General features: G+C 71.1%; 19 protein-coding genes. 10 read left to right on the top strand and 9 right to left on the bottom strand.

From position 1 onward, the window contains the following. The coding region (locus ACEQ2X_RS17935) for a diguanylate cyclase (RefSeq protein WP_370327219.1) at window positions 1–220 on the top strand (220 nt) is incomplete at its 5' end. Between the two features lie 3 nt (window positions 221–223). Here the strand turns inward: ACEQ2X_RS17935 and hisS are convergent. After that, window positions 224–1,579 (bottom strand): histidine--tRNA ligase, encoded by a 1,356-nt coding sequence (gene hisS / locus ACEQ2X_RS17930; RefSeq protein WP_370327218.1) that lies wholly within the window; start codon window positions 1,577–1,579, stop codon window positions 224–226. Between the two features lie 74 nt (window positions 1,580–1,653). On the opposite strand from hisS, the gene lipB reads away from it, so the two are divergent. Further along, window positions 1,654–2,343 (top strand): lipoyl(octanoyl) transferase LipB, encoded by a 690-nt coding sequence (lipB, locus tag ACEQ2X_RS17925; protein WP_370327217.1) that lies wholly within the window; start codon window positions 1,654–1,656, stop codon window positions 2,341–2,343. Here lipB and ACEQ2X_RS17920 read toward each other — a convergent pair. After that, entirely contained in the window at window positions 2,255–2,566 is a 312-nt protein-coding gene (locus tag ACEQ2X_RS17920) for a superinfection immunity protein (RefSeq protein ID WP_370327216.1), read from the bottom strand. The two genes, lipB and ACEQ2X_RS17920, sit on opposite strands and share 89 nt — an antisense overlap. A gap of 564 nt (window positions 2,567–3,130) precedes the next feature. On the opposite strand from ACEQ2X_RS17920, the gene lipA reads away from it, so the two are divergent. The 4 genes from lipA (at window position 3,131) to glnA (ending at window position 7,258) form a co-directional block, all read left to right on the top strand. Next, entirely contained in the window at window positions 3,131–4,087 is a 957-nt protein-coding gene (gene lipA, locus ACEQ2X_RS17915; protein WP_370327220.1) for a lipoyl synthase, read from the top strand. An 84-nt stretch (window positions 4,088–4,171) separates the two neighbouring features. Then, window positions 4,172–5,383, top strand: a complete 1,212-nt coding sequence (locus tag ACEQ2X_RS17910) for a mechanosensitive ion channel family protein (protein WP_370327215.1) — start codon at window positions 4,172–4,174, stop codon at window positions 5,381–5,383. Window positions 5,384–5,484: 101 nt separating this feature from the next. Next, window positions 5,485–5,730, top strand: a complete 246-nt coding sequence (locus ACEQ2X_RS17905) for a DUF6458 family protein (protein WP_370327214.1) — start codon at window positions 5,485–5,487, stop codon at window positions 5,728–5,730. A 109-nt stretch (window positions 5,731–5,839) separates the two neighbouring features. Next, on the top strand, window positions 5,840–7,258 hold the full coding sequence (gene glnA, locus ACEQ2X_RS17900) for a type I glutamate--ammonia ligase (protein WP_370327213.1): 1,419 nt from the start codon (window positions 5,840–5,842) through the stop codon (window positions 7,256–7,258). A gap of 33 nt (window positions 7,259–7,291) precedes the next feature. Here the strand turns inward: glnA and ACEQ2X_RS17895 are convergent, their stop codons facing one another. Further along, window positions 7,292–8,119, bottom strand: coding sequence for a tyrosine-type recombinase/integrase (locus ACEQ2X_RS17895; RefSeq protein ID WP_370327212.1), 828 nt, complete (start codon window positions 8,117–8,119; stop codon window positions 7,292–7,294). Window positions 8,120–8,206: 87 nt separating this feature from the next. On the opposite strand from ACEQ2X_RS17895, the gene ACEQ2X_RS17890 reads away from it, so the two are divergent. Further along, entirely contained in the window at window positions 8,207–8,347 is a 141-nt protein-coding gene (locus ACEQ2X_RS17890; RefSeq protein ID WP_370327211.1) for a hypothetical protein, read from the top strand. Window positions 8,348–8,381: 34 nt separating this feature from the next. Further along, window positions 8,382–8,837 carry a hypothetical protein gene (locus ACEQ2X_RS17885; RefSeq protein WP_370327210.1) on the top strand — a complete coding sequence of 152 codons (456 nt, stop codon included), beginning with the start codon at window positions 8,382–8,384 and terminating at the stop codon, window positions 8,835–8,837. 4 nt (window positions 8,838–8,841) lie between these two features. Here the strand turns inward: ACEQ2X_RS17885 and ACEQ2X_RS17880 are convergent, their stop codons facing one another. The 6 genes from ACEQ2X_RS17880 to ACEQ2X_RS17855 form a co-directional block, all read right to left on the bottom strand. Continuing rightward, a complete protein-coding gene (locus ACEQ2X_RS17880; protein WP_372530574.1) occupies window positions 8,842–9,396 on the bottom strand; it encodes a hypothetical protein in 555 nt (184 codons plus the stop codon). A gap of 56 nt (window positions 9,397–9,452) precedes the next feature. Next, window positions 9,453–10,802: an exonuclease domain-containing protein gene (locus tag ACEQ2X_RS17875; RefSeq protein WP_370327208.1), complete on the bottom strand. Its 1,350-nt coding sequence runs from the start codon at window positions 10,800–10,802 to the stop codon at window positions 9,453–9,455. Between the two features lie 521 nt (window positions 10,803–11,323). Next, window positions 11,324–12,712, bottom strand: a complete 1,389-nt coding sequence (locus ACEQ2X_RS17870; protein ID WP_370327207.1) for a hypothetical protein — start codon at window positions 12,710–12,712, stop codon at window positions 11,324–11,326. A gap of 38 nt (window positions 12,713–12,750) precedes the next feature. Further along, entirely contained in the window at window positions 12,751–13,974 is a 1,224-nt protein-coding gene (locus tag ACEQ2X_RS17865) for a hypothetical protein (protein ID WP_370327205.1), read from the bottom strand. 99 nt (window positions 13,975–14,073) lie between these two features. Next, window positions 14,074–14,337: a hypothetical protein gene (locus ACEQ2X_RS17860; protein ID WP_370327204.1), complete on the bottom strand. Its 264-nt coding sequence runs from the start codon at window positions 14,335–14,337 to the stop codon at window positions 14,074–14,076. Continuing rightward, window positions 14,337–14,903, bottom strand: coding sequence for a hypothetical protein (locus tag ACEQ2X_RS17855; RefSeq protein ID WP_370327203.1), 567 nt, complete (start codon window positions 14,901–14,903; stop codon window positions 14,337–14,339). The genes ACEQ2X_RS17860 and ACEQ2X_RS17855 overlap by 1 nt, the downstream gene beginning before the upstream one ends. A gap of 1,156 nt (window positions 14,904–16,059) precedes the next feature. Between ACEQ2X_RS17855 and ACEQ2X_RS17850 the strand changes: the two genes are divergently transcribed. After that, window positions 16,060–17,295: a hypothetical protein gene (locus ACEQ2X_RS17850; RefSeq protein WP_370327201.1), complete on the top strand. Its 1,236-nt coding sequence runs from the start codon at window positions 16,060–16,062 to the stop codon at window positions 17,293–17,295. Between the two features lie 253 nt (window positions 17,296–17,548). Continuing rightward, window positions 17,549–18,746 (top strand): cation-translocating P-type ATPase (locus ACEQ2X_RS17845; protein WP_370327199.1); only part of this gene is annotated, 1,198 nt, incomplete at its 3' end.

Genomic DNA, 18,746 nt, shown 5'->3' with positions numbered 1-18,746 from the left:
CACGGACGAGCCGACGGCGATCGCCGTGGCCGAGCGGCTCCGCGGCGCCGTCGGCGAGCAGCAGGTGGACACGTCGGCCGGCCCGCTGACGGTGACGATCAGCGTGGGGGTGTCGGCCCGCGACGTCGCCGACGTGCCGAGGTCGGAGCTGCTGCGGGAGGCCGACCACCGCCTGTACGAGGCGAAGGCGCGGGGACGGGACCGGGTCGTCGCCGGCTGAGGATCAGCCGGCGCGGGTGCCCGTGAGCGCGGCGACGAGGCCGTCGCGGGGGACCTGGGTCTGCTCGCCGCTGGCCATGTCCTTGACGGTGACGACGCCGTCGGCGTGCTCGCGCGCGCCCATGATCACCGCCGTGGCAGCGCCGATCCGGTCGGCGTAGGCCAGCTGCTTGCCGAGCTTCGCGTCGGCGAGGTGCACCTCGGTGTTGATGCCGGCGTCCCGCAGCGCCCGCCCGATGGCGAGGTACTCCGCGTGGAGGGTCGGGTCCATCCGGGTGACCAGGACCTCCACGGTGGAGGGGCCGTCGACCACGATGCCCGCCTGCTCGAGGGCGTAGAACAGCCGGGTCAGCCCGATCGAGATCCCCACGCCTGGCAGCCGCGACCTGGTGTACAGGCTCGCGAGGTCGTCGTAGCGGCCACCGGAGCAGACCGACCCGATGTCGCGGTGGTCGGTCAGGAACGTCTCGTAGACCGTGCCGGTGTAGTAGTCCAGGCCGCGCGCGATCGACAGGTCGATGCGCCAGTCCGACTCGTCGATGCCGTAGGCGGCCAGGCCGTCGGCGACCGTGCGCAGCTCCGCCACGCCCTCGGCGAAGGTCGGGTCATCGATGCCGAGGCCGTCGAGGTGGGCGAGGGTCTCCGCCGCGCCGCCGCGGAAGCCGGCGAAGTCGAGGACCGCGTCGGCGGTGGCGGCGTCGAGGCCGATGCCCTCCGCGGTCAGCTGGGCGGCGACCTGGTCGGGGGACAGCCGGTCGAGCCGGTCGACGGTGCGCAGCACCGCCGTCTGGCGCTCGGTCCCATCCACCCCGAGGCTGGCGAAGAGGCCGCGGAGCACCTTCCGGTTGTTGACGTGGATCGCGAAGTCGCCGACCTGCAGGTCGGAGAAGACGGCGTGGATCAGCGCCGGGATCTCCGCGTCGTGCTCGACGGACAGGCTGTCGCGGCCGATCACGTCGATGTCGCACTGGAGGAACTCGCGGTACCGGCCGCGCTGCGCCCGCTCGCCCCGGTAGACCCGCTGGATCTGGTAGCGCCGGAACGGGAAGGCCAGGTCGTGCTCGTGCTCGGCGACGTAGCGGGCGGTCGGCACGGTCAGGTCGAAGCGGAGGGCCAGGTCGGGGTCCTGGCCCTGCTCGAGGGATCCCGTGGACTGGACGAAGTAGACCTGCTTCTCGGTGTCCCCGCCGGACTTCGACAGCAGCACGTCGGCCACCTCGAAGACGGGCGTCTCGATCGGCAGGAAGCCGAACCGCTCGTAGGCGGACCGGATCACGTCGACCATCCGCTGGAAGGCGATCTGGCGGCGCGGCAGCAGCTCCATGGTGCCGGGCGGGGTGCGGGGGGTGATGGTGCGCATGGCGGCCGCCCATCCTGCCAGGGGGTCCTCGGCCGGGGCGCGGAGGGGCCACCAGCCGGGCAGAGTGGGTGGTGATGGAGCCCGCCGCGTCCCCGCCCATGTACGTCGTCTGGGCCGGCGAGGTCCCCTACGACGTCGCGCTCGGCTGGCAGGAGCGGCTGGTGGCCGCCCGCCAGGAGGACGCGATCGACGACGTGCTGCTGCTGCTGACCCACCCGCCGACCTACACCGCCGGCCGCCACGCCGACGTCGAGGCCAACCTGACCGGCCGCCGTCCCGACATCCCGGTCGTGCGCATCGACCGCGGCGGCGACCTGACCTACCACGGCCCCGGTCAGGTCGTGGCGTACCCGATCCTCCGGCTCGCCCAGCGCGGCGCGGCGAAGGCGTACGTGACCGCCCTCGAGCAGGCGCTGATCGACGTGCTCGGGAGCTACGGGGTTGGCGCGGACCGCCGGGCGGGGTACCCCGGCGTGTGGGTGGCGCGCGCCGACGGGCCACCGGACAAGATCGCCGCCATCGGCGTGCGGATCACCCGGGGGGTGTCCAAGCACGGGATCGCGCTGAACGTCGACCCCGTGATGGCGGACTTCGACGGGATCGTGCCGTGCGGCATCACCGACGGCGGGGTGACGTCGCTGGCCGCCCAAGGCGTCGACGTCGACGTCGAGGACGTCAGGACCCGCCTGGGCTCAGCCCTGGCCCGATCCCTCGGGCGGACCCCCCAGCCGGCACGCCCGTCGGACCTGGGCCTGTGGGGGTAGGGGCGGTGGGCGTAGGGCTCGTGGGCACGGCGGGCGTGTGGAAAGCCATCGCCAGCGCGCCCACCCAGCCGAGCAGGGTCCAGCCGAGGAACGCGTTCACCACCACGACCGGCATCGGGTTCGGCCGGCGGCGGGTCAGCACGACGATCGTCGGTGCGAAGTAGACGGTCAGGCCCAGCAGGACGAGCAGGGCGATCGGGACGAACCAGAGCAGAGCCCTCATGGCGTGCACCCCCGTGCGGAGAGTCGGATGTGGGCGTGACGCTACGCCCGACCCCGGCCCTCGTCGAACGGTTGTCCACAGGTCCGCGGGCCGCCGGTCGTGGTGGTCCGACCGCCGCACGTTCCAACCCGTCGTCAGGTGGCCGGGACGTGGGCGAGCTACACGTCTCCGGTCGCCCAGGCACACCAACCGCACGTTCTCCGGGGACTCGCGGTGCCAACTGCACGCTCTCCGGTGGACGCGTCCCGCCGACTGCACGTTCGCCAGCACAGTACCGGACGACGTGCGGGTGAGGGGCCTCCCGAGCGGGACACCGTGCAGATGCACCTCGACGGGACCGGACTGCGTGCGGACGCAACCCTCCCATGGCACCCGACGGCGTGCAGACACGCTCCACGGGGCCGCTCAGGGGGGAGATGCACCCTCCACGGCACCCCACGACGTGCAGCAGCGCGCCCGACGGCACCGACGTTTGGTCGACGGATCCCCGGACCCACGGACCGACGTGCGGCCCGGCGCGTGGGCGCTGCACCGACGCCTAGACTCGGCGGAGCTGTGAGCACCATCGACACCTCCCCGTCCGCGGCCAGCACGATCCCGGAGGGCGCTCGCCGCCTGACCGTGGTCGGCGCCCCCACCGTCGCCCAGCGCAAGCCGGAGTGGATGAAGCGCCACATCCCGCTCGCCGGGCCGAACTACCGCGAGCTGAAGAAGACGATGCGCGGCGCGTCGCTGCACACCGTCTGCGAGGAGGCGGCCTGCCCCAACATCCACCAGTGCTGGGAGCAGCGGGAGGCGTCGTTCCTCATCGGCGGCGAGGACTGCACCCGCCGGTGCGGGTTCTGCCAGATCGCCACCGGCAAGCCGAAGGCCTACGACACCGACGAGCCCCGGCGGGTCGCCGAGACCGTCGCCGAGATGGGCCTGCACTTCGCCGTGGTCACCGGGGTGGCGCGCGACGACCTCCCCGACGGCGGGGCCTGGCTGTACGCCGAGACCGCCCGCCAGATCCACCAGCAGGTCCCCGGGTGCGGGGTCGAGCTGCTGATCCCGGACTTCTCCGGCGACTCCGACGCCCTGGACGAGGTGCTGTCCGCCGAGCCCGAGGTCCTGGCCCACAACCTCGAGACGGTCCGCCGCGTGTTCCGCCACACCCGTCCGGCCTTCCGCTACGACCGCTCGCTCGAGGTGCTCAGCCGCACCCGCGACCGGGCGCCGCACATCGCGCGGAAGTCCAACCTCATCCTCGGCATGGGCGAGACCGAGGCCGAGGTCTACGAGGCCATGGACGACCTCGCCCAGGCCGGCTGCCAGATCCTGACGATCGGCCAGTACCTGCAGCCGACCCACAACCACCTCGCGCTGCAGCGCTACGCCACGCCCGACGAGTACGACCGCTACCGGGCCTACGGCGAGCAGCTCGGCTTCGACCACGTCGAGGCCGGGCCGCTGGTCCGCTCGTCCTACATGGCCGGCGACCAGGCGATCAACGCCGGCGCCTGGCACCGGCCGACCGCCTAGCGCCCTCGAACCCAGACCGGGGCTCGTCCGCCCGGTCAGGGGGGTCCGGCACCGGCTCGGGGTCACGTGCAAGAGTCGGATGCGATGAACCCCCCTTCCCCCACCTCACTCGTCCTCGCGCAGTCCGAATCGCCCTCCGAGGGGCTCGGCGAGGTGCTCGAGGGCGCCCGCGAGGCCCTGCCGACCGCGCAGAACCCATGCCCCAACGACGGTGCGATCTGCAACTGGGTGCTCGACCAGACCGACAACGGCGCGCTCGCATCCCTCCTCGGCGAGTGGCTCCCCAAGCTGGTCGCGGTCCTGCTGATCTTCCTGGCCGCCGCGATCCTGAGCCGCCTCGCGCGGCGGGTCATCACACGGGTCGTCACCCGCACCGCGTCCGAGAGCCACGACGCCCTCCGCGCGATCACGCGGCGCGCACCGGGCGCGCAGTCCGGGCTGACCCCCGAGCAGCAGGCGGCCATCGACGCCCGTCGGGTGCAGCGCGCCGAGACCATCGCCTCGGTGGTGTCGAGCGTCGCGGTGTTCGTCATCTGGCTGCTCGCGGTCTTCATCGCCCTGTCCCAGGTCGGGCTCAACATCGGCCCGCTGCTGGCCGGTGCGGGGATCGTCGGCGTGGCGCTCGGCTTCGGCGCCCAGTCCCTGGTGCGCGACTTCCTGTCCGGGACGTTCATGATCCTCGAGGACCAGTACGGGGTCGGTGACATCGTGGACGTCGGCGAGGCCACGGGGGTCGTCGAGGCCGTGACCCTGCGCGTGACACGCCTCCGCGACGTGGAGGGCACGGTCTGGCACGTCCCGAACGGCGAGATCACCCGGGTCGGCAACCTGTCCCAGCTCTGGTCGCGCTCGCTCCTCGACATCGCGGTCGCCTACGACACCGACCTCGACTTCGCCGGCGAGGTCATCACCCGGGTGGCGAACGGCATGGCCGAGGAGGCGGAGTGGGCCGAGGAGATCCTCGAGCCGCCCGAGCTGTGGGGCGTCCAGCAGTTCGGCGCCAACGAGGTCGTCCTGCGCCTCGTCATGAAGACACGGCCGGCCTCGCAGTGGAAGGTCAACCGGGAGTTCCGCCGACGCATCAAGTACGCCTTCGACGCCGAGGGCATCGAGATCCCCTTCCCCCAGCGCACCGTCTGGCTGCGCGACGAGGGCGTGCCGGCGGCCGCCGGGATCCCGGACGCCGCCATCGGCGCGGGGACCGCGGAACCGATGGGATCGGGACCGAGGGTCCAGGAGGGGCCGGACGAGGACGTGCCGCAGGACGACGCCGAGGACGGCGAGCCCGGCAGCTGAGGACCGTCACCGGGCGACCGGACAGGTTCACGCAGCGTAGGAGGGGGAACGGTGACCCGGAGCTGCACCGGCAGCACCCCCGAACTGAGGAGGTCACCGAGATGGCCATCGGAAGCGCAATCGTCCTGTTCGTCATCGGCGCGATCCTGACCTACGGCGTCGACGCCGAGGTCGCCGGCCTGGACATCGACACGATCGGCTACATCCTCATGGGTGCCGGCCTGATCGGCGGCCTGATCGGGCTGATGTTCGCGATGAGCAACCGCCGGCGGACCCACGTCGTCGAGGAGGTCCACCACACCGCCCCGCCCGCCGAGCGCGTGGTCGAGCGCGAGTACCGGCGCTGACCCGCCCCTCCCCCCTGTTTCCGGCGTGTAACGGCTGGCCCCTCCGGTTCCCCGGAGGGGCCTCCGTGGGCTAGGTTCCGGAACTCCGACCGCGACAAGGAGTTCTGCGTTGGCCTCCCCTGACGACGTCCTCGGCAAGATCGAGGACGAAGGCATCCAGTTCGTCGACTTCCGCTTCATCGACCTGCCGGGGTTGATGCAGCACTACACGCTGCCCGCCCACCAGCTGACAGCGGAGGTGTTCGACGACGGCCTCGGCTTCGACGGCTCGTCGGTCCGCGGGTTCCAGAACATCCAGGAGTCCGACATGCTCCTGGTCCCCGACGCGAGCACCGCCGTCGTGGACCCGTTCCGCCAGCACCCGACCCTCATCCTCAACTGCTTCGTCCGGGACCCGCTGACCGGCGAGTCCTACAGCCGCGACCCCCGCTACGTCGCGCAGAAGGCCGAGTCGTACCTGCAGTCGACGGGGATCGCGGACACCGCGTACTTCGGGCCGGAGGCGGAGTTCTTCGTCTTCGACGACATCCGGTTCATCTCCGAGCCCAAGGGCTCGATGTACGCGATCGACTCCGTCGAGGCGTACTGGAACACCGCGAAGGACGAGGGGCCGAACCTCGGTCACAAGATCCGCAACAAGCAGGGCTACTTCCCGCTGCCGCCGATGGACCACATGACGGACCTGCGCAGCGAGATGGTCGTCGAGCTCGAGCGGGCCGGCATCGAGGTCGAGCTGCAGCACCACGAGGTCGGCACCGCCGGCCAGGCGGAGATCGACTTCCGCTTCAACTCGATGGCCGCCTGCGCCGACCAGGTCATGCTCTTCAAGTACATCGTGAAGAACGTGGCCCTGCGCAACGGCAAGACCGCGACGTTCATGCCGAAGCCGATCTTCTTCGAGAACGGCTCGGGCATGCACACCCACATGTCGCTGTGGAAGGACGGCGAGCCGCTGTTCTACGACGAGACCGGCTACGCCGGGCTGAGCGAGCTGGCCCGCCACTACATCGGCGGCGTCCTGCAGCACGCCCCGGCGCTCATCGCGTTCTCGAACCCGACGACGAACAGCTTCAAGCGCCTGGTCCCGGGCTTCGAGGCGCCGGTCAACCTGGTCTACAGCCAGCGCAACCGCTCCGCGGCCTGCCGGATCCCGCTGATCTCGAAGAGCCCCAAGGCCAAGCGAGTTGAGTTCCGCGTGCCGGACCCGTCCTGCAACCCGTACCTGGCGTTCAGCGCGATGCTCATGGCCGGTCTGGACGGCGTGAAGAACAAGATCGAGCCGCCCGACCCGGTCGACAAGGACATCTACGAGCTCGGCCCGGAGGCGCTCGCCGAGCTCCCCGCCGTGCCGGCCAGCCTGGAGGAGGCCCTCGCGGCCCTCGAGGACGACCACGAGTTCCTGCTCGAGGGCGGGGTGTTCACCGAGGACCTCATCGAGACCCACATCGCGTACAAGATGGAGTCCGAGGTCACCGCCCTCCGCCTGCGCCCCCACCCCCACGAGTTCGAGCTGTACTACGACATCTGAGGTACCCGCCCCGCTGACCAGCGCAGATGCGGCTCACCGGGACCCCTGGTGCACATCTGGTGCACGCGAGGACCGGAACGCGTCGTCGACGGCACGGCGTGTCCGGTCCTCACTCGATGGCATCAGGTGCGTGTAGGTCCGCAGCGTGAACCCCGGGTCGGCGTGGCCCAGGTGCTCGGCCAGCGCCCGGATCGACTCGCCGGCGTCGAGCAGCACCGACGCGTAGTAGTGCCGCAGCGCGTGCATCCCGTTCGCCCGCGTCGGCTCGATCCCCGCGGCGACCAGCGCCGGCTTCCACACCTTCGGGTTGAAGTAGTTGCGGTTTATCGGCTTGCGCTCCCGCGTGGTGAAGATCAGCCCATCCTCTCCCGGCGGGAACCGGCGGATCTGCTCGGCCAGGGCCTTGCCAACGACGTCGGGCAGGGGGACCTCGCGGACCTTCCGGCCCTTCGGCGGCGCGATCACGAGCCGCGACCGGACGATCTTGACCTGCTGGCGCACGTGCAGGGTGCGGCCGAGGAAGTCGACGTCCTCGACGCGTAGCCCGAACACCTCGCCCTGACGGAGCCCGCAGCCGGCCGCCACGACAGGCACGGCGTGGTACCGGTCCGGGTGCGCGTCGATCACCGCGGCGACCTGCAGCCCGGTCCACGGCACGATCCGATCTCGGGTCACCGCCGGCGACCGCACCGAGCTCGACGCGCACGGGTTCGTCGCGATCAGCCCGTCCTCGACCGCCGCGGCCAGGATCGACGACAGGTTGGCGAGCATCACCCGGACGTAGCGGGGCTGCCGTACAAGGTCGGGGAACTCGGCCCCGAGCTGTTCGTCCCGGGTGCGTCCGGGTGGATCCTCAACCACCGCCAGACCAACGAGGCGACGGCCGCGCCACCACCCGCACAGGTCCAGGTCCGCCCGGACATCAGCAACGGCCGGCGCAGCGGTGACATGATCATCAACCTGACCGCTACCTTCAACGGCTCGGACCTGCCCGACCAGACCGACGCACGCCGGTTCGTGCGCAACCTCGGCCGCGAGTTCGCCGACGAGGTCCGCCGCCAGCAGGTCCTCGACGAGGTCATGGGATGACCGACGTATTCGGCTACACCAACGTTGAGCAGAGGTGGAGGCCGAGCTCGCGGCGCTGGACCAGCTGATCCCGATCAGCTCGGTGCGGTTCGGTGAGGCCAAGACCGACGACACCCCCCAACCGGCCGTCGTCATGCAGGTCATCACTGCAGCGGAGGAACGCCCCTACGCGCTCTCTGCCGACGGAGCCGAGTTGATCGGCCGCCAGCTGCTCAGTTGGGCGGTCCGGGCACGGGAACGCCACTGGGACCCCGTGGCCGACACGGGTCAACGCTGGGCCGGGCTTGACCTGGTCGAAGAGCTGCTCACCGAAGGCAGCGCGGCCGCACGCGACACCCTCCGCGGAGCCGACGACCCCGCGGGGCTCGCGCTCGAGGCGATGCTCTGGATGGCAGGCGTGCTGCGCAAGGCCGCCCTCGTCGCGGGCATCGACGTCTTCAGGATGCTTCGTGACATGCGCGCCGGCGCCGACGAGGACGGGGACGTCTGACCGTTCACCTGGTGGGGTCGCCGAAGTCGATCAGCGGGCCCTTCTTCGGCGGGTTGAACACGATGGGCTGGTCCCACTCGTCGTCGGCCAGCTGGCAGTGCGCGATGAGCCTCACGGGCTTGTACTTGGCCACGTGGCGGGGCCGGTGGAAGTAGACCCGTGACCTGCCGTTGGCCTCCAGGCGCTCAACCTCGACGGTCTCGTTGTCGCCCTCGAAGCGGAGCGCCGGCGATGCGCTCGTGGGCCGCAACGTGATGTGGTCGATGGTCCGGTCGCCCTCGTTGACGAGCCACACGAACACTCGGTCGTCCGGCGCATGAACCGGGTCGACGGACAGGCGCGGGCGCCCGGCGACACGGTCACGATCCTGCTCGACGGTGACGAGCCGCTCCGCGGCGTCCGCTGACCTCTTGGCGTCCCGACGAGCACGGATGGCCACGATGCTGCTGATGGCCGCGATCACCATCGAGACGACCGCAGCGATCGACGGCCAGTCCGCTGCGACCACGCCACGCCACACGTCGACGACGGTCACTCCCACATCGAGGCTGCCCGCCACCACCTCCATCATGTGTCGACGACCGGATCAGCCATGTGTGCCCTGCCGAGAAGGCACTACTTGACACCCAACCGAGCCCACAGGGCGGCTTCCATCATGACCGGCAGTCCTCGTTCGGTGGCGGCGGCGGTCTGTTGGTTCTCGACGCCGTCGGAGCCGAGCACGAGGAGTTCGGTGTCGGCGGTGACGCGGGTCTTGAACACCATCCCGAAGTCGGTGGCGAGGGCCTTGCGGATCTGCTGGGGGTGGACGCCCCGGCCGGTGAAGGTGACGACCTTGCCGTTCATCTCCTCCTTGAAGGCGGCGCGGGCCTGTCGGGCGCGGACGCGGGCTGCCTTCACCATGTCGTCCCAGGCGGACAGGTCGACGTCGAGCCAGGTGGCGGCCTGCTCGATCTCGGCGCGTTCGTCCTTGGAGATCCGGTTGTCCTCGAGTGCGGTGTCGAGCATGGAGAGGACCAGGTCGTGGTGAAGGTCCAACGCCCGCTCGTGGGACAACCCCAGCCCGTTGGCCACGTCCGTCAGCTGACGTCGTTCGTCGGGGTCGAGGACGCCGTCCTCAAGGGCCTGCTCGAGCAGCTGCAGGTAGGTGCGTTCGTCGCCGTCGTGGCCCTCGTCGGGCACCTCGGCCTTCAGCATCGCCTCGGTGAGGAACGGCCGTGGCGTGGTCGCCTCCGCGGACTCCTTGCGATGCGCGGTCCGGCCCGACGGGGTCAGGTGGGTCGGAAGTCGAAGGTCCGGGACGACGGCGTCCTCGTGGCCCGTCAGCCCGGCTGAGAGGGCGTGGCGGAGGATGGTGGCGGCCACCTGGGCGTCGTCGCCGGCGGAGTGCCGCTGGTAGCTGATCCCGAGCAGACTCGCAGCGGACGACAACTTGCCGGGCAGCCCCAGGCGCATGGCGACGTCCATGGTGCAGAGCGCCTGCAGGTCACCGAGCGGCACCCCGATCTGCTTGAACTCGGCCTCGAGGAAGTCGAAGTCGAACTGGGCGTTGTGGGCCACCAGCACCCGGCCGCGGAGCCGCTGAACGATGTCGCCGGCGACCTCCTCGAACGACGGAGCGACCGCCAACCAGTTCGCCTCGATCCCATGGATCGACGTCATCCCCACCGTTCGGTCACCCGGGTTGACCAGCGTCTCCCACCGATCCGTCACCCGTCCCGACCCGTCGACGTGGACGATGCCGACCTCGATCACCCGCCCGTCCCGCGGCGACAACGACGACGTCTCGACGTCCACCACCGCGAACGGCGGCGACGAACCCCGGCGGGCCGCTGCAGGCCGACCCGCCGGCTGCCGAGCCGGGGGCTGCCCCGGCTGGGACGACGTCGGCTTGGGCTTCACCGCCGCCCGATAGATCCAGAAGGCCACCAGCCCGAGGATCACCAACGTGATGAACGTGCCCACACTCCCACCCCTCTCCCAACACCCGCCGGCCGCGTACCGTGCCACACCACGCGGCCACCGTGAAGGGGTAGCGTCAGCTGCGCCATGGAGGTGCGTGGAGGGTCGCCCGACGAGGCTGTCCACCTGCACGACGACCTGCTCCCGGCCAGCAACACCGACTTCTGGCACGGCGTCGACCGAGACTTCGAGCTGCTGGTCGCCGCGGACCCTGACGTCGTCGGCTACGCGGTCGTCGAGACCTCCGCGTCGGGCCGCGTGGTCATCCGCGAGCTGGGTGTCACCAGGCCCCGCCAGGGCACCGGCGTGGCACGTGCTCTGGTCCGAAAGGTCGCCGCTCCGACACCCCCCCGGCGGCCACCTGTGGATCCGCCCTGTCTCCGATGCGCTGTACATCACCTACCGGGCATGGGGGTTCACCACCCCGGATCGCACCGGGCTCTACGGAGCCGACCGGGAGACCGTGCTCGTCAACACTCTTCGATGACCCCCCGGATGGGGACGACTGGATCCCTGGAATCGCATCACGGGCGATTGGTCGACCAGGGCGCTACGCCGGGTGTGAGGATGCCCTTGGGGTTGTAGAGGGCGGCAGTCCACCACAGGACGGCGATGTCCATGAGCAGCGACGTGGGGAACTGCTGGTCCTGCAGGTGATTCAGCACCTCGACGCGGTGGAGCCGTTCGGCTTGGCTGGGCCCTCGCGCGCCGTGGAGCAGGTGACGGACCTGCTCGAGCCGGCGGGGTCCCTGCTGGTGGTGCCGGCCGTAGCAGCGGATCAGCTGACGTTGGTAGATCGCGACGATCCGCTCAGCCCAACCGTGGAGCGGCCCGTCGATGGACGCCACCACGTGCTGGCGGAGCCGCGGCACCGCCAGGAGCTCAGACAGCCGGGGGGTGCCCCGCTTCGTCGTCGTCCACAGTCCCCGGAGGATGTCCAGGGCGCGCAGACACGCCCACAGCGACGAGGTGCCGTTGTAGTCGGCGCTCGCCTCAGCCAGCGCGTCGACAGCCAGCAGCACCGACCCGTAGAACAGCTGCTGCTCGACGACGTCCAGGACACCATCCCGCGCCCACAACGCCGGGTCGGTGACGTGGTTAATCATGTCACCCGCCCGACCGGTGAGATCGCGCACCAGGTCCACACCGCGGTCGAACAGTCCGTTGTGGGCGTCCTGGTACAGCCCGTCGACGACGCCTGCGAACACGCCGATGCTGAGGTGCGCGACCGGCCACACCCCGCCGAGCACCGGCCGGCGGAACGGACCATCACCGACCGCGGTCACCTGCTGGCCAGCTCGCAGCATGAACGACGTCGCGAACGGCCACGCCCGCGCCTGCAACGGGAACAAGATCAGCGCCGCCGGCTGCAGCTCCAACATCCCGGACAGCGCCTGCGACGTCAGACGCGGCTGCAGCACGTCAGCTGACACCCCGTCGTCGAGGGCGCGGACGGCCCTCCACCAGGCGAGCCGCTGCCAGACCCGCTCGGTCGACTGCAACGCGAACAGGTGCGCGCTGGGCGTCGTCTCCATGATCCGCTGAACGATGGCGCCCTCGTCGTTCATCAGCGCCTCGAGCTGCAGCACCTTGGTGGCGCTCGTCGATGGCCCGACTGCCCCGTCCGCGAGTCGACCGTGCAGGGCATCGACGTCGACGACCCGGCCGATGCCCGGACCGATGACCCCCCGGACCTTCGACCGCAGCTCACCCGTCGACGTCTGCAACGGGCGGGCACGGAATAGGACGGGACGGTCGACCTCCCTGACATGAAGTCGGTCGTCGATCACCCGGCACTCGAACCCGGCCAGCTCTGCCAGCCCGTCCAGACCACCGACACCACCCCACCGCTGACGAAGCGTGGCCACCGCAGCGCCGTCCACGGACGCCAACCGCAGCCACTTCTTCGCCATGATGATGCCGACTCAGCGAGGCGGACGGTGTGGCCAGCTCACGTGCCGGCCGCTTCCGGAGCCCAGGGGACCGGCTTCAGGTCCCGTTCGGCGCGGCGAGGGCCCAGCCGGGTCCCGTACTTGCCGTTGAACCCGAGGAGGCGAAGCAAGACGAGCTCGGCGTACTCGACCGCCAGATGCCAGGCGTCCACTACGACCGCGCCCGGAGGCCATTGCGGATCTCGTAGCCACTTCGCCTTCTGGGCCGGATGCAGGATGCGGTTCCTCACCTGCACGATCGCCTCAGGTCCGCCAGCACCGTCCGTGGCCCAATCCCTGAGGTCGTGCAGGCTGGCGTTGAGCACCGGATCGATGCCGGCCCACTGCAGTAGTAGTCGGAGTCGGGCGGCCGCCGACAGGTCGTTGAGTTCGCCGAGTTCGGTGAACCACCCCTCCCACTGCAGCACAGCCCAGCTGAGCAGCTCGAGCGCCGCACAGGCCGTGAGTACCCGAACCTCAACCACCTCGGTACCGTGCGCGGGGGTCAAGAGGGCCACAGCTCGACGGACGATCTGGTCCGCAGCGTCATCCTGGGCCAGCGTCGTCATGCCCTCGGCCAGAGCCACGAGCGCATCGGCTGCTTCGGGCGCGGACGTCCAGCGGATCCCTGCTGAACCAGGTCGGAAGCGCGGCGGTGCGAGCACGATCCAGCAAACGCGACCCGAGTCGTCCAGTCCGCAGTACGGGTACACACCCACATCCCAGCAGGCGACGAACGAGAACAGCGCTGCCAGTCTGCTCACCAACTCGTCTGCATCCTCTGCAGTCACCGCGTCGTCAGGCGTGGCCTCCACCACGTAGCTGAACGTCGCGTCCACCACGTGGTCCAATCGCAGAGACCAGCCAGGAAGCCTGAACCCGACCGCCCCTGTCAGGTCCACTCTGAGCGGACCAACCACGTGGATCACCAGCCGAGTACAGGCTGCTGGATCGCCGGCGGTGATCGGCTGTCCCAACGCCAAAGGCACGCCTGCATCTTCTTCACCAGACGCTGGCGGCTCGAGTGACGCACCACCCGGGATCGACACTTGGTGGCTCCGCTCAACATCGTGCAGCGCCACGACTTCGGGACCATGGACGTGTGCGATCACCTGCGCCTTGTGGGTCAGTTGCAGCTCTAGGAGCCCATTCGTTTTCACATCCTGGCCGGCGGTTCGGAGTACCAACTCGCCCTCGTAGAGAGGCACCCCATCGCCCTGCTGTCGGTACACCAGACTCCCCATGGCGGCGACGATAGCGGGGCGCGGGTGGCCGTGGCATCAGTCCACGCTGCCCCCGCTGCTGCGCGCATCGAGCTGGCGGGAGGCGCACAAACCGCCCTGTCAGGTCCAGTGGGACCAGACGATGGCCGGATGCAACCCGGCGCGGATCGCGGCGGTGTCTGCAGCGGCGGTGGAGTGGCCGGTGTGGCGCCACCGGTGGACGGTGCGCCGGGTGACTCCGAAGCGGAGGGCCGCCTTCGCTGCCCAGGCCGCCCCGTCGGGGTCGATCCCGTCGGCGACCAGGAGCGGCTCGAGCGGCCACCGGTCGACGCCCGACGGGTCGGGTGGCTCCTCGTCGAGCAGGCTGAGCTGCACCGCGGCCATCACCAGCTACCTCCGGCGGCGGCGATCTCGGTGTGGATGGCGCTTCGCACGTGGCGCCACAGGTCGTCGGCCTCCCGGCTGGCGACGCCGGCGGCCCCGGCGTCCAGGACGTCAGCGTGGGTCGGCTCGATGGCGGCCCGCGAGCGGAGCTGCCCGGCAAAGCTCCGCCCGAGCTTCGCGTAGCGGGCGTCTGCGGCCCGGTCGGCGGCCTGAGCAGCCAGGAGCAGCGTGTGGGAGGTCGTCACTGCTGAGGTCCCTACCAGACGGGCGCGGGCGACCTGGACCGCCGTGTCGAGCTGGTCGCGCACCTCAGCCCATCGCAGGACGCCGCGGTCGATGGCGAGCAGCACGGCCGCGAGGTCGTCGACCATCAGCCGGACGTGGTCGAGCGCCATCGCGGGGTCCCTCGTGAGCATGAGCTCGACGGCGACGCCATAGGCGTGCTGCTCGTCCTGCGGCATGGCCTGGACGTCGTGGAGCCCGTCGAGCAGCGCTCGGCCGAGGATGTGATGCCACGACGCGACGACGTCGCCCTGCTCGCTGCAGCGGGCCGGTGAGATGAGCACCACCCCGCTGCAGTCCGGTAGGGGATCAGCAGCGCGACGTCGCCGCCCAGCTCGTCGTGCGCGGCGACGACACCGACGCCCAGCTCGCGGGCGACCTCGAGGCGGGAGAGGTCCCCCAGCTGCTCGTCGACCAGGACGCCGTCGTGGGCGATCAGCCGCTGGACCGCAGCCGGCGGGTCGTCGAGAGCGAGGCAGCGGACGTGGTCGCGGAGAGCGCGGACGAGACCTCGCAGCCACCCGCAAGGGGATCGGGAGGAGCACCCGGCCGCCTCGGGTCTCGCATCGTGAACGGACGGGCGGGCGGCTCGGCTGGCGGTCGGGACGACGGTGGTGGGGATGGCGGACCATCTACGTGGTCCTGGTCGTGGGCTTTCGAACGGGGCATGGCCAGCTCCTCCAAGGCGAGAGGCGGACCCGGACGTCGTTGCCGCGACGACCGGGCACGTGACAGGTGCGCTCGGCGGGGCGCGTCGAGCGCCCGCCTGCGCGACGGGAGGAGCCTGGTGGGCTTCCTGGCCCTCAGGATGGCCACGGCGTGCGCTACAGAGGCCGCTCCGTGCGATCGAGACGGATCGGCGGGGCACCGCGTGCACGTACCATGCTCATCGTCGGGACCTCCAAGGGGTTCCGGCCGGCCCCGGGAGGTTGCCGCCTGGCCGGGGCGCTCACTTGCTGGCGATTGCCAGAATGCACGAACGGGGTCCCGGCCCGTGAGATTCTTGCGACCGCAGTTGCGATGCGCTGGTACACGCCTGGTGAACATGACGTCCGCAGACCGCAGCCGACGACTGCAAGTCTGAGCAGTTACGGTGACACCTATACGTGCAGGTCAGCGGATGTTTCAGCATGCGCCTGCAAGTGTCGACAGGCCCTCCCGGGTTGTTCTACAACATCTAGGGATCGGGACCGCGGTGGTTCGTCGACCTGCCGCTCGCCCGTTCCATCGCGAGAGGGCCGGTCCACGCGTGGACCGGCCCGTCGCCCGTCGGCAGCTCGGCGTAGGAGCGCTGCCGCCACTGGGGGATGTCCACAGATCCACGAGATCCCCGGGGTCGGTGTCACACCGGTGTGCGATCATCCGGTCGTACAGGTGTTCGACTTCAGCGGGGTGATCGATGTGGAGACGACCGAGGAGCAAGAGCCATCGCCTCCCGATGTGGATGACCGAGGCGAGGCGGCGCCGTCGTTGACCGACGGGGCAGACCTGCTGGCTGCGTTGGCGACGGCTGCGGCTGCCCGCCACGCGGCGGAGGTCGCCGTGGTCGAGGCCGTCGCCGCCACGGACCGGGCCGGGGTCACCGAACCGCTCGAGGGCTTGCCGATCGACCTGCTGCTGGCGGTCCAGTTCGGCTGGACCGCGGCGGAGCGCGGCATGCTGCTGGATGCCGGAGAGGTGCTCGCGGCCATGCCCTGCACCCGCCGGCTGTTCGCCGACGGCCGCCTGTCGTGGTCACAGGTCCGCGACATCGTGGGCCGCGTCCGGCGCCTCGGCCGCGACGGCCGCGGGGTCGTCGATCAGCGGGTCGCGGCGAGCATCGACCTGATCGACGCCATGGACCCCGATCAGATCGGCTGGGCGGTCCAGGACGCCGTCGACGACCTCCTGGACCGTCGGGTGAAGGAGGGCGAGGAGGACGCCGCAGACGCCGCGACGTTCCTCGCCCTCCAACTGCGCCACGCCGGGCGCGCGACGGTGTACGGCGAGCTGTCCACCCTCGATGCGGCGACCGTCGCCGCCGGGCTCGACCGCACGGCCGCCCAGGCGACCGACGACGAGGGTGAGGCGGGCTGCCGCCGGTCGCGGGCGACACGGCGCGGTCGGGCACTGGTCGATCTCTGCGCCCAGGCCCTGGACGGCCGCACCGCCACGGGACGGCGGATCCCCGCCAAGCCCCTCGTCGTGGTGCACGTGCCCCTGGACCGGATCGAGCAGACCACCACCGGGCTGATCGACCTCGACGTCCCCGGCCACCTCCCGACCCTCACCGCGCGGACGGTCGAGGCGCTCGCCGCGGATGCCGACGTCAAGGCGGTGCTGTTCGACGGGGCTCGACCGCTGTGCGTCACCGCCAAGGTCCAGGCCGAGGACATCCCCGCCGACACCCGCCTCGCCATCGCCGCCCGTGATCTCGGCGCACGAGAACCCGGCCGGCGCACCCCGCCGGGCCTCGGTCACGTCCACCACCTCGACCCCGCGGAGGGCCACCACCCCGAGAACCTGGTCACCACCTCCAGCCGCTGGCACCTCCGGGTCATCCACCGCCATGGCTGGGGTGGCCGCATCGATCCGCACGGGGGAACGGTGACCTGGACCCGCGCGGGGCGGACCATCCGATCCCTCCCCCACCACACCCGCCTCCGCCCACCACCCCCCGACTTCCCCTCCGCTTGACCTGCTGGCCGTCGATGCCCGCTCCACCAGCGGGCCCCTCGGCGTGTGCGCACATCGTTCCGGGGTCGACGCGGGTCGTGGAGCCGGACAGGTCACAGACCGTCCGGCGAGGTGTACCGTGGCGCCATCGAAGGGGAGTAGCTCCCGCGGTCTCATCGTCATCACGGTCCGATCCCGGACCCGGTGGGCCGGCCCGGATCCCGGGTGGCAAGACCTTCGTCGACCGAACGCTGATCGACGGAGCACGACCGCTGTGAGCACATCCCCGACCACCGACGCCCCGCCCGCACCCGCCGAGGCGTGGCACACCCTCCCGACCGACGACGTCCTCGACCGCCTCGGCACCTCCACCGACGGCCTGGGCCCCGACGAGGCCGCACGGCGCCTCGCCGCCGACGGGCCGAACGAGCTCACCGACCGCGGGTCGAAGCCCGCATGGCGGATCCTGTACGAGCAGGTCACCGCCGTGATGGTGCTGATCCTGATCGGCGCGTCGCTCCTGTCCCTCGCCCTCGGCAAGTTCCTCGAGGCCGGGGCGATCGGCGCGATCGTCGTGCTGTTCGCGATCCTCGGGTTCGTCCAGGAGCACCGGGCCGAGCAGGCGATCGCCGCGCTCCGCCGCATGGCCGTCCCCTCGGTCCGCGCGGTCCGGGACGGCCGCCAGGTCGAGATCGCCGCCACCGAGCTGGTCCGCGGCGACCTGGTCGCCCTCGAGGCGGGCAGCGTCGTGCCCGCCGACGTCCGCCTCGTCGAGGCCGTCGACCTGGCGGTCCAGGAAGCCGCCCTGACCGGTGAGTCCGAGCCGGTCGAGAAGTCCACCGCCCCGGTGGAGGGTGCCGACGTGCCCCTCGGCGACCGGCGCGGGATGGCGTACTCCGGCACCCAGGTGACCGCGGGCCGCGCCGTCGGCGTCGTGGTCGCGACGGGGATGGCCACCGAGCTCGGCCGCATCGCCGACCTCCTGCAGGGCGTCGAGTCCGAGCCCACCCCGCTGCAGTCCCGGCTCGACACGGTCGGCACGCAACTGGCGGGCATCGGCCTGGTCGTGGCGCTGCTGGTCGTCGCGATGGGCGTGGCCGGCGGCGAGGAGCTCGCCGACCTCGTCCTGACCGCCATCTCGGTCGCGGTCGCGGTCATCCCCGAGGGGCTGCCCGCCGTCGTGACCTTCACCCTGGCGATCGGTGCCCAGCGGATGCTGCGCCGCGAGGCGCTGATCCGGAAGCTCCCCGCCGTCGAGACCCTCGGGTCGGTGACGGTCATCTGCTCGGACAAGACCGGCACGCTGACCGAGAACCGGATGACCGCGACGGTCCTCGACATCGCCGGCGGCCGGTTGGTCCTCGACCAGGTCGAGGCTGCCGAGGCCGTGGCGGCCCCCGGCTCCCCGGGTGCCGCCGCCCGCGCGGTGGGCGTGCTCTGCAACGACGGCGACCTGCGCGTCGGGTCCACCG

Origin of the sequence: Euzebya sp., assembly GCF_964222135.1 — a bacterium.
In the GTDB taxonomy this organism is placed as follows: domain Bacteria; phylum Actinomycetota; class Nitriliruptoria; order Euzebyales; family Euzebyaceae; genus Euzebya.
This window is presented reverse-complemented; position numbering and strand designations above follow the sequence as displayed.